At 37.3% G+C, this 13,333-nt stretch carries 17 protein-coding genes; 5 read left to right on the forward strand and 12 right to left on the reverse strand.

Features of this window, described 5'->3' with window-relative positions; genetic code table 11:
* Window positions 1–214 precede the first annotated feature (214 nt).
* Window positions 215–748, forward strand: coding sequence for a ubiquinone anaerobic biosynthesis accessory factor UbiT (gene ubiT, locus ABN099_RS11690; RefSeq protein ID WP_349463955.1), 534 nt, complete (start codon window positions 215–217; stop codon window positions 746–748).
* A complete protein-coding gene (locus ABN099_RS11695) occupies window positions 742–1,248 on the forward strand; it encodes a GNAT family N-acetyltransferase (RefSeq protein ID WP_349463956.1) in 507 nt (168 codons plus the stop codon). Before ubiT ends, ABN099_RS11695 begins: the two co-directional genes overlap by 7 nt.
* 16 nt (window positions 1,249–1,264) lie before the next feature.
* On the opposite strand, the gene ABN099_RS11700 is transcribed toward ABN099_RS11695, so the two are convergent.
* On the reverse strand, window positions 1,265–1,552 hold the full coding sequence (locus ABN099_RS11700) for a GIY-YIG nuclease family protein (RefSeq protein ID WP_349463958.1): 288 nt from the start codon (window positions 1,550–1,552) through the stop codon (window positions 1,265–1,267).
* 289 nt (window positions 1,553–1,841) lie between these two features.
* Here ABN099_RS11700 and ABN099_RS11705 point away from each other — a divergent pair, with 289 nt between their 5' ends.
* Together ABN099_RS11705 and ABN099_RS11710 are read left to right on the forward strand one after the other, a co-directional pair.
* Window positions 1,842–2,093, forward strand: coding sequence for a YdgH/BhsA/McbA-like domain containing protein (locus ABN099_RS11705; RefSeq protein ID WP_349463959.1), 252 nt, complete (start codon window positions 1,842–1,844; stop codon window positions 2,091–2,093).
* A 113-nt stretch (window positions 2,094–2,206) separates the two neighbouring features.
* Window positions 2,207–2,647: a YhbP family protein gene (locus tag ABN099_RS11710; RefSeq protein ID WP_349463960.1), complete on the forward strand. Its 441-nt coding sequence runs from the start codon at window positions 2,207–2,209 to the stop codon at window positions 2,645–2,647.
* A gap of 9 nt (window positions 2,648–2,656) precedes the next feature.
* Here ABN099_RS11710 and ABN099_RS11715 read toward each other — a convergent pair whose 3' ends face one another.
* The 8 genes from ABN099_RS11715 to argF all read right to left on the reverse strand — a co-directional run bounded on the left by ABN099_RS11715 (window position 2,657) and on the right by argF (window position 9,848).
* Window positions 2,657–3,019 carry a hypothetical protein gene (locus ABN099_RS11715; RefSeq protein WP_432807507.1) on the reverse strand — a complete coding sequence of 121 codons (363 nt, stop codon included), beginning with the start codon at window positions 3,017–3,019 and terminating at the stop codon, window positions 2,657–2,659.
* Window positions 3,020–3,180: 161 nt separating this feature from the next.
* Window positions 3,181–3,390, reverse strand: a complete 210-nt coding sequence (locus ABN099_RS11720) for a hypothetical protein (RefSeq protein ID WP_349463964.1) — start codon at window positions 3,388–3,390, stop codon at window positions 3,181–3,183.
* A gap of 26 nt (window positions 3,391–3,416) precedes the next feature.
* A complete protein-coding gene (gene nrdG / locus ABN099_RS11725) occupies window positions 3,417–3,881 on the reverse strand; it encodes an anaerobic ribonucleoside-triphosphate reductase-activating protein (protein WP_349463965.1) in 465 nt (154 codons plus the stop codon).
* Between the two features lie 4 nt (window positions 3,882–3,885).
* Window positions 3,886–6,024, reverse strand: a complete 2,139-nt coding sequence (gene nrdD, locus ABN099_RS11730; RefSeq protein WP_349463966.1) for an anaerobic ribonucleoside-triphosphate reductase — start codon at window positions 6,022–6,024, stop codon at window positions 3,886–3,888.
* Window positions 6,025–6,368: 344 nt separating this feature from the next.
* Window positions 6,369–6,755: a RidA family protein gene (locus tag ABN099_RS11735; protein ID WP_004246200.1), complete on the reverse strand. Its 387-nt coding sequence runs from the start codon at window positions 6,753–6,755 to the stop codon at window positions 6,369–6,371.
* Between the two features lie 324 nt (window positions 6,756–7,079).
* Complete coding sequence (pyrI, locus tag ABN099_RS11740) at window positions 7,080–7,538, reverse strand: aspartate carbamoyltransferase regulatory subunit (protein WP_349463967.1); 459 nt, start codon at window positions 7,536–7,538, stop codon at window positions 7,080–7,082.
* A 13-nt stretch (window positions 7,539–7,551) separates the two neighbouring features.
* Complete coding sequence (gene pyrB, locus ABN099_RS11745; RefSeq protein WP_349463968.1) at window positions 7,552–8,487, reverse strand: aspartate carbamoyltransferase; 936 nt, start codon at window positions 8,485–8,487, stop codon at window positions 7,552–7,554.
* Between the two features lie 356 nt (window positions 8,488–8,843).
* On the reverse strand, window positions 8,844–9,848 hold the full coding sequence (gene argF / locus ABN099_RS11750) for an ornithine carbamoyltransferase (protein ID WP_349463969.1): 1,005 nt from the start codon (window positions 9,846–9,848) through the stop codon (window positions 8,844–8,846).
* Between the two features lie 185 nt (window positions 9,849–10,033).
* Here argF and rraB point away from each other — a divergent pair, with 185 nt between their 5' ends.
* A complete protein-coding gene (gene rraB / locus ABN099_RS11755; protein ID WP_349463970.1) occupies window positions 10,034–10,471 on the forward strand; it encodes a ribonuclease E inhibitor RraB in 438 nt (145 codons plus the stop codon).
* Window positions 10,472–10,602: 131 nt separating this feature from the next.
* On the opposite strand, the gene ABN099_RS11760 is transcribed toward rraB, so the two are convergent.
* From ABN099_RS11760 to ABN099_RS11770, 3 genes are all read right to left on the reverse strand, one after another.
* Window positions 10,603–11,466, reverse strand: a complete 864-nt coding sequence (locus ABN099_RS11760; protein ID WP_349464085.1) for a pirin family protein — start codon at window positions 11,464–11,466, stop codon at window positions 10,603–10,605.
* A 372-nt stretch (window positions 11,467–11,838) separates the two neighbouring features.
* The gene (locus tag ABN099_RS11765; RefSeq protein ID WP_064718668.1) at window positions 11,839–12,006 is read right to left on the reverse strand and encodes a YhfL family protein; all 168 of its coding nucleotides are present in this window, start codon (window positions 12,004–12,006) and stop codon (window positions 11,839–11,841) included.
* A 422-nt stretch (window positions 12,007–12,428) separates the two neighbouring features.
* A complete protein-coding gene (locus tag ABN099_RS11770; RefSeq protein WP_432807511.1) occupies window positions 12,429–12,950 on the reverse strand; it encodes a GNAT family N-acetyltransferase in 522 nt (173 codons plus the stop codon).
* Between the last annotated feature and the right edge of the window lie 383 nt (window positions 12,951–13,333).

The following is a 13,333-nucleotide window of genomic DNA, read 5'->3' on the forward strand; positions in this document are numbered from 1 at the left end:
TTCACTTCCCTTTAGAGATTAAAAATGATCAGAAATTGTAATTAGCAAGATAAAAAAAGGTTTTGATTTAGGGCAGAGAACAGTGCTTTTAACTTAAGTAAAATAAAATAACTCAAAATATGACCAACGGATTAACGGAATATTGATATAGGATCGCAGAATATCTGTCGATATCTGGCACAATAGCCCCAATTTAATTTAAAGGAGTCCGAAAGTGTTTAGTAAAATTCGTACCCGCCTAGTAAAAGATGGCCCTCGTTTCTTACGTTATCCTTTGCAAATAACTCCATTTGCATTGCAACGCGATATCTTAGAACAGTTTTTAAGTTGGCAGTTTCGTGAATCCCTGGCTGAAGGTGATTTGCATTTCTTGGAAGATAAATGGCTAAAAATCGAAATTAAGGATTTACAATTACAGTGGTTTATCAGTGTTCGTGATGATAAATTAATTGTTAGCCGTTTGGAAAAAGAAGATGTTAGTTTTAGCGGAAATGCCAATGATCTTATTTTAATTGCTGCTCGCAAAGAAGATCCAGATACACTCTTTTTCCAGCGTCGCCTACAAATAGAGGGTGATACAGAACTCGGGTTATATGTAAAAAACCTGATGGATGCAATTGAACTAGATTCAATGCCATCTGTGTTGCGTTTTGGTTTATTGCAACTGGCTGATTTTGTGAAAAGTGGGCTTCAAGAAGCAACTGAAGACACAACACACAGCCATGAACTGAGCTCAACTTCATGCTAATACGTGTTGAAATTCCTGTTGATATCCCCGCTATTGATACGCTTTTGCGCCATAGTTTTCCGACTGATGCTGAAGCTGATTTAGTGGGACATTTACGAGAAGAAGGGCTGCTGACATTAGGTATGGTCGCAGTTGATGATGAAGGCCAAGTGATGGGCTATATTGGTTTTACGCCCGTTGATATTGATGGAAAAGATTGCCAGTGGGTTGGACTTGCTCCTCTCGCTGTTGCCAAAGCGTTCCAAGGTCAAGGTATTGGTCGCCAGCTTATCAATGAGGGGCTCGATAGCCTAAATGAGTTTGGTTATGGCGCTGTTGTTGTATTAGGCTCGCCTGATTACTATCAAAAATCAGGCTTTGTTGCAGCAAAAGCGCAAGGGCTTCACTGTAAATGGCCTGATACTGAAGACGCATTTCAAATTTATGCGCTGGATAATGGCAGTATTGAAGATATTCACGGTTTAGTTAATTACTCACCGTTGTTTGATCAATTTAGCTAATATCCCTGTATCGAGTCTACTTCTGAGCTAAATAGCACGCAATGTCTGAAGGCTGGTCTGTGATCAGCTTTTCTTTTTGCTTTTTTTTCAGCTGTTTTAGTTGATATTCTAATTGTAGAGCACGTTGTTTACTGCCTATTTTGCATTGAAATTCTAAAGATAAGGGACCTTTACCTTTTAACGCTTTTGCACCCACACCTTTCTCATGCTGAGTAAAACGTCGCTCTACATCAATAGAGATCCCCGTATAAAGATGCCCTAAACGGTTTCTAACGATATAAAGTGACCACTCTTCACTTGGCATCGTATTTTTCCTTTCTGTGCTAAAAATTTAATTAATAAATTATATTTCTTAATTATTACAATAAATAATTTATAGCTTTATTAATATGAAATCTAGTAATCATATCAATGAGTTGTGATTTTTTTGTGACATTAATCACTCATTTCCATAAATTGATAATCAATTTTTTTGAAAAAGAACAGCAATTATTGCTAATTTTAAAGTCAAATGAAAGTGCATACTATGAATCACATCACAGAGACATGCTCCGCGATAAATAACAAATCTTAGAATTTAATTGGAGTTTATTATGAAAAAATCTACATTAATCGCTGCAACATTAGCTTTAAGTGCTATTTCATTCGGTTCAATTGCCGCTGATAGCGTATCAACAAGTCATACTTCAACTGGTGAGTATATCACTATTTCAGGTAGCGATACTTTAGATGGTTTAACTACAAAAATTGCACAAATCGCGAAAGAGCAGGGTGCAACAAGCTATAAAGTTATCGGTGCAACGGGTGATGAGTATCTGACTGTTAGCGCTCAAGTTTATCGTTAATATCGTAGTTGTAACGGATAAACACCTGTAATAAGAGACACGCGCAAGACGCTTGTTCCGATGATATAATTATCTGATGAACAGCGTCTCTTTTTATTTTATACAGGTGAATAATGTCCTCTGAAAACTCGATCAAAATAATTAAACAATTTATAAACGAGCACCATGTATTTACGTTGTGTACGACAAATTCAGCGCATGATATTTGGTGTGCAAATTGTTTTTATTGGTTTGATGAGCACCAAATGCAGTTGATCTTTCTAACGGAAGAAAAAACGCGCCATGCTCAAATGATGCAGGAAAATTTATCGGTTGCAGGAAGTATTAGCACACAAGAAATTACCATTTCAAATCTACAAGGTATTCAATTTACAGGCACTGTTTCTTTGCTAACAGGTATTGAAGAACTTAACGCAAGGAAGCACTATTGTTCCCGTTTTCCAGTAGCATTAGCGGCAATTCATATCCCTATATGGCAATTACAATTGCAAGAAATCAAAATGGTGAATAATTGTTTAGGTTTTGGTACTAAACTTCACTGGCAACGTGATTAATATTTTGGTTTATTCCCAAAAGTAATGGTTCTTTTGCTCCCATCCCTTTAAAGACATACATGAGGTATAGAATATTTTTCTATCTTCTTGGTTAATGTCTTCTACATAACTTTCTGTCATAGGTACTCGTTCGGTATAGGTCTTTTTATCACCACAGTGGTCTTTATCATCTTTGCGACATGTCTTTTGTACATCATGGTAAACAGTACGTTGTAGCACTTCTTTGCGTATTGGATAACGAGTGTTAGCGTTGAGATCACAAAGTAATTTTGCTTCTTGTAATGTGTAGTCTGATGCTCCTTTAGGCTCCCATGAACTGCTACAACCTGAAAGTAAAACAATCGAAAATAAAGATAAAAAAAGAGACTTCATAAAATAAATCATCATAAAAAGAGTGGTTAGTAGTAATAATAATAAAACAGAATTAATAGATTTGGCTATTATTTTTGAAAATGATTCGCATTTGATAACGAGCGTGATTAAGTCAGAGTAGTAAGAGGAAAAAGCCCATTATAAAAATGGGCTTTTAGGAATTACTCAAATAATGAAAGATTTTTTTCTATCTCTGCATCTATTTCAGTGTGTTGAAGATGTTTAGCACCGAGTTTCTTTTTCAATTCGGTACCTAGCTTCACGAGTTGTTCTCGATTCACTTTTGATTGTTTCTTACCCCATTTTTTTAAATGGTAGTTCAGTTCATGATCTTCAGAAAAGCTTACATATTTATTATCACTTAAAGGCATACATCCTCCAGTTAATTCAATGTGTATTATTTCAATTTATGGATCACCTGATTACTACTACCTCGCCACAGTAATGCGGGATCATAAAGTTCTTGTACGAACTTGCCATCAATCAGTACGTTAATATGGTTAACGACTTCTTGCTGCTCTGGGGTTAAATCAGCCAGTAGGTAGCCAGTCCAAACCCAAATGTCTTTCTCTGGGCATTGCGTTTTAATACGTAGTACCAATTTTAATATAGCAGAAAGATTTTGAGGGTGTAGAGGATCGCCACCTGAAAGTGATAATCCTTGACGATTAATACGACTGTCTTGAAGATCAGCAATGATCTGATCTTCCACTTCTTGAGTAAATGGTTTGCCTGAACTTAATGACCAAGTTGATTTGTTATAACAACCTCGGCATTGATGTATGCACCCCGAAACAAACAGGGTGCAACGAGTACCGGGACCATTAACAACATCAACAGAATAATATTGATGGTAATTCAAAATCTTAACCTAACTGACCATTTGCCAGATGTTTTACACGACGTTTAACTTCTTCTTGTTTGCCTGCATTAAATGGACGTGAATCAGGGCTACCTAAATAACCACAGACACGGCGAATAACAGAGACTCTTGCCGGGTTATGATTACCACAACGAGGACAAGTAAAGCCTTTACTGGTACAAGAAAATTCACCTGTGAAGCCACAATCATAACACTCATCAATTGGCGTGTTAGTACCATAGTAAGGGACTCGGGTATAGCTATAATCCCAGACATCTTCTAATGCTTTGAGGTTATGTTGCAGGTTAGGATATTCGCCATAACAGATAAAACCACCATTAGCTAAAGGAGGATAAGGCGCTTCGAAATCCAGCTTATCGTATGGGTTTACTTTCTTTTCAACATCTAAGTGGAAGCTGTTGGTGTAATAACCTTTATCAGTTACACCAGGAAGAATACCAAACTCTGCGGCATCTAAACGACAGAAGCGGTCACACAGATTTTCACTTGGCGTGCTATAAAGGCTAAAACCATAACCTGTTTCAGCTTTCCATTGATCGGTGGCTTCTCTTAACCGATTGATAATCGCAACGGCTTTTTCTCTTAATATTTGGTCATCAAAAACGTGTTTTTGCGTACCAAATAACGCGTTAATGGTTTCATGAACACCAATGTAACCGAGTGAAATTGATGCTCTACCGTTTTTAAAGATCTCAGCAATATTATCATCTGCTTTTAAGCGAACACCACAAGCACCTTCCATATAAAGGATAGGGGCAACACGTGCTTTTACGTTTTCTAACCGAGCAATACGTGTCATTAATGCTTTTTTCGCGAGTTCAAGACGATCGTCAAGCAGTGACCAGAATGCGGCTTCATCGCCTTTAGCTTCAATTGCGATACGTGGTAAGTTGAGGCTGATAACACCAAGGTTATTACGACCTTCATGGATCATTTCACCGTTTTCTTTGTAAACACCTAAGAAGCTACGGCAACCCATTGGGGTTTTAAATGAACCCGTGACTTTAACCACTTGATCATAATTAAGAATATCGGGATACATACGTTTACTTGCGCACTCAAGAGCAAGCTGTTTGATATCATAATTAGGATCACCAAACTTATGATTTAGCCCATCTTTAATCGCAAAAACTAATTTAGGAAATACTGCGGTTTTACGATTTTTACCTAAACCCGCCATGCGGTTTTCTAAAATAGAGCGCTGGATCAGACGTGCTTCTTTTGATGTCCCAAGACCAAAACCAAAGGTAACAAAAGGTGTTTGTCCATTAGCAGTATGTAGTGTATTGACTTCATACTCTAATGACTGAAAAGCGTCATAACACTCTTTTTCAGTACGAGCATTGGCATAGGCTTCTTTATCTGCAATTTGCCACTCTTGTGCAACTTGGTAATTTTTTTCATAGCTGGCTTTCACAAATGGCGCCAGTACTTCGTCAATACGGTTTATCGTTGTGCCGCCATAAATATGGCTAGCAACTTGGGCGATAATTTGTGCTGTTACTGCGGTTGCTGTTGAAATTGATTTAGGGGGTTCAATTTCAGCATTACCCATTTTAAATCCATTGGTTAACATGCCTTTAAGGTCGATAAGCATACAGTTAAACATGGGGAAAAATGGCGAATAATCAAGATCATGATAATGAATTTCACCGCGTTCATGAGCTAGTACCACATCTCTTGGCAGGATATGTAATTTTGCGTAATGTTTAGCCACAATACCCGCGAGTAAATCGCGTTGAGTTGGGATAACCTTACTGTCTTTATTCGCATTTTCATGAAGAATAGAGACATCACTTTGTTCGATAAGACCACGGATTTCCTGAGTTAACCTGCCACGTTGTTCACGGGCAACATCTCGGTCATGACGGTATTCGATATAGGCTCTGGCGACATCTTTATGCTCGCCAGCCATCAGCTGATTTTCTACGGCGTCTTGGATCTCACGGATATCGACATTTGAACGTCCTGCGAGAGATTGTGAAACAGATTGAGCGACAGATTCGCAATAATCATCATCAGTGATCTCACAAGCTACGGCTGCTCTTTTGATAGCATCGCTGATGCGGGTTTGGTCAAAAGGGACTTTGCATCCGTCTCGTTTTATCACTATGGTTTTCACAATCCTACTCCTTAACTATTTATCCACAGGCTTAAATCCCATAAAAACAGGCGATGGCACTGCATTTAGGCTTATTGTGGATAAGATGTGTATAATTACTATATGTTGTATGTCGCCAAGTATTAAAGCACAATATATAGTAATTGGAAGGGAAATAATCTTCATAAATACTGATCTGAATCAAGGTATTTTTGCTACATCAGGTGAGTAGAGGGGTTGGTGTGATTGTAAATATGTGCCAAAAAGTAAAGTGATAAATTATCCATCAATAAGTGAGAACATAAAAAAAGCAAAGTGCTCAGAAAGAGACCTTTGCTTTTTTAATATAAATAATTGAGACGAAATTAACGAATAGCGATAACTTCGATTTCTACTTTTGCATCTTTTGGTAAACGTGCCACTTCAACACAAGAACGTGCTGGGAAAGCGGCATTGTGTTCTTTAAAGAAGGCTTCATAAGCTGCATTAATTGTACCGAAATCGTTTAAATCTTTAACGAAGACCGTTGTTTTGATGATATTAGCAACAGTTAAACCTGCTTTTTCAATAATTGCTTTCACGTTTTCTAAAGATTGACGTGCTTGCTCAGCAGCGTTGTCTGAAACAAACTCACCTGTAGCCGGATCAACAGGTAATTGACCTGATGTAATGACTAAATTACCTAAATCAACACCTTGTACATAAGGGCCGATAGCTGCAGGGGCTTTTTCGGTATTAATCTCGTAAGACATGTATAACTCCTGTTTTTATAAGATTGACGCTAACGTTGGGTTAGCACGCTGCCATTATAGCCAGCGGATAGTATTAGCAATATGATAGATATCAGGCTTTATCATAAAGTCTATACAGATAAAAAGAAAATGAACATAGAGCTTTTTTGCGTTTTGACGCTATTTTTAATCCACCAAAATGGTGAAATCATAGAAATATTTTTTATAAAAAAGAGGGAATAGACTATTTCTATTTTTAGTAAAAATAGTCTTGGGGCTTTTAAGAGGTAATTATTCTATTTTTATAAAAAACTATCTGCCCTTGCGAGCAGATAGTGAAAAGAATTAGCGAATAACAGCGTGGCGCTCAAACTCTTTTTCGCAATATTTGCAGGTTAATACAACGTCAGCCGCGAGTTTTTTTACGCGAAAACTACTTTGAACTGGTTCGTTATGGCTAATGCAGTTGCTATTAGGACATGGAACCACATCTTCTAGTAATTCAGGCAAGCTTAATGCCATTTTATCAACGACTTGATACTCATCGATAATATTTACCGTGGCTTGTGGTGCATACATTGCTAAACGGTTTGCTTGTTCCGAAGTTAAGAATACGTTCTCTATTTTAATTAAATCTTTTTTACCTAAATTCTCCGAAGGTAAGTTAAAGCCAACGGTAATTCTTTGGTCTGTTTCAGTTAAGCGAAAAAGTGACAGGATCTTAAAGCCCACCTGCGCTGGAATATGATCAATCACAGTGCCACGTTTGATTGCTTCAACTTTTAGTTTGTGATCATGTGTCATGGTGCGCTCCTTATTAAAGAACCAGTGTTTTATTCAGAACTAAGGCAAGTAATGCCTGACGTGCGTAGATACCGTTACCTGCTTGTTGGAAATAGTAAGCGTAAGGGGTTTTATCTACATCAGTTGTAATTTCATCAATGCGAGGCAGTGGGTGAAGAATTTTTAAATTCTCTTTTACGTTAGTTAAATCAGCGGTGGTTAAAACAAACTGCGCTTTTACATTGGCATATTCAGATGGGTCTAAACGCTCTTTTTGTACACGAGTCATATAAAGAATATCCAGCTCGGATATCACTTCATCAAGGGTTTCATGCTGGCTATATTGAACACCATTTTCTTCTAGTAAATGCAGAATATGTTCTGGCATCGCCAACACTTTAGGGGCGATAAAGTAGAGATGATTACCAGTGAACTTAGCTAACGCTTGAGCTAATGAGTGAACAGTTCGACCATATTTTAAGTCACCAACCATGGCGATATTTAAGTTATCTAATCTGCCTTGTGTCTCTTTAATGGTAAACAAATCCAGTAAAGTCTGGGTTGGATGCTGATTTGCACCGTCGCCTGCGTTAAGTACTGGAATATCTCCAGCAAATTCAGCGGCTAATCGAGCTGCACCTTCTTGAGGATGACGAATAACTATCGCATCAGCATAAGTGCGTAAAACTGAAATTGTATCTGCCAGCGTTTCACCTTTTTTACCTAGCGAGGTGTTGCTACCGTCAGAAAAACCAACTACTGATGCACCAAGGCGGTGGATTGCAGTTTCAAAAGAGAGGCGGGTACGTGTTGAGGCTTCAAAAAAACAGCTCGCAATGACTTTCTCTTTTAATAATTCATTATTTGGTTGCTGTTTTAATTTATCAGCAACTCGGAGAACACACTCCAAATCTTCCCTGTCCAGATCATTAATGGAAATAATATGTTTTTGATAGAGCGGATTAGTCATTTGAGTTCTCCTCATGCGATGAGATGGAATAGTGCGGTGAATGGTTTTTTACAGGCAAAAAAAACCCCTCAAAAAGAGGGGTTTTAAAAAATAGGATTGTTGGGAAAAAGAGAATGCGCTTGCGACCCGATGGTAGGGTGCTTTTTATTGAGACAAACTGGAATAGGCGCTGTTTCATCTTTCCTCCTGACAAATTGTGGCGCATTATACGCATCTTAAATCCGCACGCAAGCGTTTGCTTTTATTTTTTGCAAAATAATTTTTTTTAATTTTAAAATCAATGAGATCGAAAGTGAATGCATAAAACGTCCCTCTTTTTAGGATAAAAAAGGGGCGTTTTTGCATGAATATGTATTTTAAAAAGGGTCTGCAAGAGTTGCCACCATCACCGCTTTGATGGTGTGAAGACGGTTTTCTGCTTCATCGAATACAATACTGTGTTTTGATTCGAACACTTCATCCGTTACTTCAAAACCACCAAATAGATTAAATTCTTGCGCTAATGTTTTACCCATAGTGGTTTCTTCATCATGAAATGCAGGTAAACAGTGTAGAAATTTAACCTCTGGATTATCAGTTAATTTAATCACATCCATATTCACTTGATAAGGCTTGAGTAGGGCAATACGTTCTTTCCATACTTCCTTTGGTTCACCCATAGAAACCCAAACATCAGTATAGAGAAAATCAGCATTTTTAACGCCTTCAGCGACATTTTCAGTGAGTGTTATTTTTCCGCCATTTTTACTCGCAATTTCTTGGCATTGTTTAACCAGTTCTGCGTTAGGCCAGCACGCTTTTGGTGCCACTAAACGTAAGTCCATACCTGTCAATGCAGCGGCTTCTAGCATAGTGTTACCCATGTTATTACGAGCATCGCCTAGATAAGCAAACACGGTTTCAGACAGCGGCTTGGTTTGGTGTTCAGTGATAGTTAACAAATCAGCTAGCAATTGTGTTGGATGAAATTCATTCGTTAAGCCATTCCACACCGGCACTCCTGCGTGTTGTGCTAGTGCATCAACTGTTTTTTGTCCGTAACCACGATATTGAATACCGTCATACATACGACCTAATACACGAGCCGTATCTTTAATGGATTCTTTATGACCAATTTGGCTACCACCACCAAGATAAGTCACTCTAGCGCCTTGATCAAACGCAGCTACTTCAAAAGCACAACGAGTACGTGTTGAGTCTTTCTCAAAAATTAAGGCAACATTCTTGCCAGTAAGGTATTGAATTTCATTACCTGATTTTTTTGCTTTTTTGAGTTTTGCCGACAATGTAAGTAATTGTTGGATTTCTATGGGAGAGAAATCTAACAACCGCAAAAATGATTTTTGGTAAAATGGGTTCATAAAGAAACTATCCTTTCGTTGAATTTATATTCAATTTATATCAATAAATATTCACAAACAACCCCAGAAAGAAAACTTTTAACAAAAAGTGAGAACATAAGTAGAAAGCGATTAGGTATGGTGTGTTGATTCTGGCTGTGGGAGAATGAGCTGGATACCTTTTCAGACTATTGCGGAGCATGATTATGGCGGACAGCAAAGAGTTAGCAGAACAACGTGAAGAAACACGTCTGATTATTGAAGAATTACTCGAAGATGGCAGTGATCCCGATGCGCTTTATGCTATCGAACATCACATCTCTTGTGAAGATTTTGAAACACTAGAAAAAGCAGCCGTTGAAGTATTCAAACTGGGCTATGAAGTAACAGAGCCAGAAGAAATTGAAGTTGAATCAGGGCAAATTTTAGTCTGCTTTGATGCAGTAAGCGAAAGCGGTCTTAATGCAGAACTTATTGATGCGCAAGTTGAACAGCTAATGAATTTAGCTGAAAAAATGGGTGTCTATTACGATGGTTGGGGCACTTACTTTGAAGATCCCGATGCTGAGTATGACGATGAAGATGGCGACGATGAAGCAGAAGAAGACGAAGACGATTCTGATAAATCATCACGCTTGCATTAATTTTTCGCTAAATGTTGTCCCTTTGTACTAAATTTGCCAGTACAAAAATAATAACACCAGCCACAAAATTGATTATCTGTGACTGGTGTTGTCTGTTTTTAGTGCTTAAGCTAAGCATTAGCAGTTAATCATTATTCTAATAGACCAAATTTCCCATTATCATAATCATCAAATGCTTGTGCTAACTCTTCTTGTGTATTCATCACAAAAGGGCCTTGACCTACAACAGGCTCATTAATCGCTTCACCACTTAACACCAGTACAATAGTATCCCCCATTGATTCTAATGTTAGTGTGTCGCCTTGATTATCAAAAATCACCATTTCGTTTTGGCGAGCAATTTGATTTTCATTAATATGCACAGCGCCTTTTACTACAAATAGCATCGCATTATAGCCATTTGGAATAGTGTGATGAGAAACACCTGCGTTATTTAGGTGCATATCCCACACATTCACGGGCGAAAATGTTTTCGCTGCACCTTGAGTACCTAAATAATCACCCGCGATAACTCTGACATAACCTTGAGCATTGGGTAATTCAACATGCGGGATCGCTGCGGCTTTTAGCGCTTGATAACGAGGCTGCGTCATTTTATGTGCTGCAGGCAAGTTCACCCAAAGCTGAACCATTTCTAGCGTACCGCCTTCTTTGGTCATTTTTTCAGAGTGATACTCTTTGTGCAAAATACCCGATGCTGCGGTCATCCATTGCACATCGCCAGTGCCAATAGTTCCAGCATGACCTTTAGAGTCATGATGAGAAACTTCACCTTGATAAGCAATAGTCACTGTTTCAAATCCGCGATGTGGATGCGCTCCAACACCACGCGCATTGGTTACAGGTTTAAAAAGCGTTGGCTCGGCATAATCCATCAGCAGAAACGGGCTATATTGCTCAGGATTTTCACGATAGGAAAACATTGAGCTCACTGGAAAACCGTTACCTACCCAGTGTGAATTTGGCGCGTCATAAATATGATTAACCTGTCTGATAGTCATGATAATTCTCCGAGTTAAGGAAAGAAACCGCAATAACCCAGACACAGAAGGAGGCAAAACAGGTTATTACGATCTCTTAATAACAGCCATAGTAAAGTGTTCTGGTGATAAACAAAATAAGGTGAATTTGTTGATGGAGTTCAAAAAATATGAACAACTTTTATATACTAGAAGTAAAATAAAGAAGAGACTCAATAAAGAGAATAAGAATAATAAATAGAGTATATTTAAAGAATTGAAATAATGATTTTTAGATTAATGGAGTACTTGTTAAATACTGTTTTTATATAATGATAAAAATAGGAAAAAACTACACTCTTTCTTAGCAACAATAAGCAGAATGTAGTTTGCTAATGATTTTATTTCTTACTTACTGGTATCGCCACAGCCACCAATGATTTTAGAAATAGAAACTGCTGGGTGCAGTAAGTAATCGTAGTTACAGTCTTTTTCTTTATTGTATACGCTACCAGTACAACCCGTCATAACGGTGATAACAGAAGCAAGAAGCGCAATTTTAACAAAGTTTTTCATGAAAGAAATTCCCTTTAGATTTTAGAGTGATAAAAACCAATGCATGGTTTTATCTGTATAAAGATATTAAAATAGATAAAAATAGCAATATAAAAAAATAAGGTTTTTAAAATATAAAATAAGATAGAAAATATTTAATTTAAGAAATTAAATGTGATTATTTATAGTGAAATGAAAGGCGATTTAAACTTTGTTGTTTTAATAGTATTTAATTTAAGGATTGATTGAATGATATATTGCTAATAATTAAAAATAATTTAATTAAAGAAATAGAGAGTGAAAACCACATCTTTATATCATTTTGATAAATAAATTTTGTGTTGATAGATGCTATTTAGATATGAAAAACCCACATTTTATAATGTGGGTAAAATAGATTGTGCTAATTTTTTAGTCTAGGGTGTAGAGGTAACTTCAAATAATTATAGGTACTTCAACATGCGGATTTCACAGTCACCATGACCTGTGTTACCCAATGCTTCATCAATAAATTCAAAGCCGAGTTTTTCATATAAACCAATGGCTGCTTTCAGAATATCAGTGGTTTCTAAGTAGCAGCGGCTATAGCCCTGTTCTTTGCCAAAGGCTAAGGATTGCTGAACAATTTTTTTTGCAATACCTTTACCGCGTAATACTGATGATAGATACATTTTCTGTAGTTCACAGGTATCGCCATCACCACCAGCAAGTGGTGCAACACCACCGCCACCGACGATTTCGCCATCCATTTCAACAACCCAGTAAGCACTACGAGGCTGGTGATAAACGTCATATAGGGTATCTAAAATAGGATCGGCAACAGCAAAACCTTTATCAGCAGTTAAGCCATGTTCAGCGGAGACTTCACGGATAACACGAGCAATGCCCGCATTGTCTTTTGCTTCAATCGCTCTGATTACAATGTGTTGTGTTGCAGTTTGGGTTGTTATTGGGGTTGCAGTCATAGTTGCACTCATCGTTTTCACTTTTTAGTAGAATATTTTTTGATAACTTATTGAGAGAGCACCGGAAAGGAACTTCTTCATTGAAAGTAGCATTGATAGCTACAAAACTTATCTTAATTGATTTGATATGATTGTAAACTGCTAAACTCACTCATTGATAAAGTTAACCTAGTTACTCATAGTTTTATATTTTATCTATTAATTAAATCAAAGAGGATATAGAGAAATTAAAGTGTATTTATAAAGAAATGGACTAGAAAAATCACAATAATTGAGTAGAAAATAGTTTTCTTTTTTTACTGACTCTCATTTAAGAAAAAACAAGTAAAAACCCGCGATAAACGCGGGCTTTAGTGCCAGTTATCAAGCCTCTTAAAAGAGGC

Origin of the sequence: Proteus hauseri, from assembly GCF_040139125.1 — a bacterium.
GTDB classification, from domain to species: Bacteria; Pseudomonadota; Gammaproteobacteria; order Enterobacterales; family Enterobacteriaceae; genus Proteus; species Proteus hauseri_B.

What these genes read in the sequence shown, in the direction of transcription:
- ABN099_RS11695 (WP_349463956.1), top strand. Translation starts at nt 742, where the DNA reads ATGCTAATACGTGTTGAAATTCCTGTTGATATCCCCGCTATTGATACG.
- ABN099_RS11700 (WP_349463958.1), bottom strand. Translation starts at nt 1,552, where the DNA reads ATGCCAAGTGAAGAGTGGTCACTTTATATCGTTAGAAACCGTTTAGGG.
- ABN099_RS11705 (WP_349463959.1), top strand. Translation starts at nt 1,842, where the DNA reads ATGAAAAAATCTACATTAATCGCTGCAACATTAGCTTTAAGTGCTATT.
- ABN099_RS11710 (WP_349463960.1), top strand. Translation starts at nt 2,207, where the DNA reads ATGTCCTCTGAAAACTCGATCAAAATAATTAAACAATTTATAAACGAG.
- ABN099_RS11715 (WP_432807507.1), bottom strand. Translation starts at nt 3,019, where the DNA reads ATGAAGTCTCTTTTTTTATCTTTATTTTCGATTGTTTTACTTTCAGGT.
- ABN099_RS11720 (WP_349463964.1), bottom strand. Translation starts at nt 3,390, where the DNA reads ATGCCTTTAAGTGATAATAAATATGTAAGCTTTTCTGAAGATCATGAA.
- ABN099_RS11735 (WP_004246200.1), bottom strand. Translation starts at nt 6,755, where the DNA reads ATGTCTTACGAGATTAATACCGAAAAAGCCCCTGCAGCTATCGGCCCT.
- pyrI (WP_349463967.1), bottom strand. Translation starts at nt 7,538, where the DNA reads ATGACACATGATCACAAACTAAAAGTTGAAGCAATCAAACGTGGCACT.
- pyrB (WP_349463968.1), bottom strand. Translation starts at nt 8,487, where the DNA reads ATGACTAATCCGCTCTATCAAAAACATATTATTTCCATTAATGATCTG.
- argF (WP_349463969.1), bottom strand. Translation starts at nt 9,848, where the DNA reads ATGAACCCATTTTACCAAAAATCATTTTTGCGGTTGTTAGATTTCTCT.
- rraB (WP_349463970.1), top strand. Translation starts at nt 10,034, where the DNA reads ATGGCGGACAGCAAAGAGTTAGCAGAACAACGTGAAGAAACACGTCTG.
- ABN099_RS11765 (WP_064718668.1), bottom strand. Translation starts at nt 12,006, where the DNA reads ATGAAAAACTTTGTTAAAATTGCGCTTCTTGCTTCTGTTATCACCGTT.
- ABN099_RS11770 (WP_432807511.1), bottom strand. Translation starts at nt 12,950, where the DNA reads ATGACTGCAACCCCAATAACAACCCAAACTGCAACACAACACATTGTA.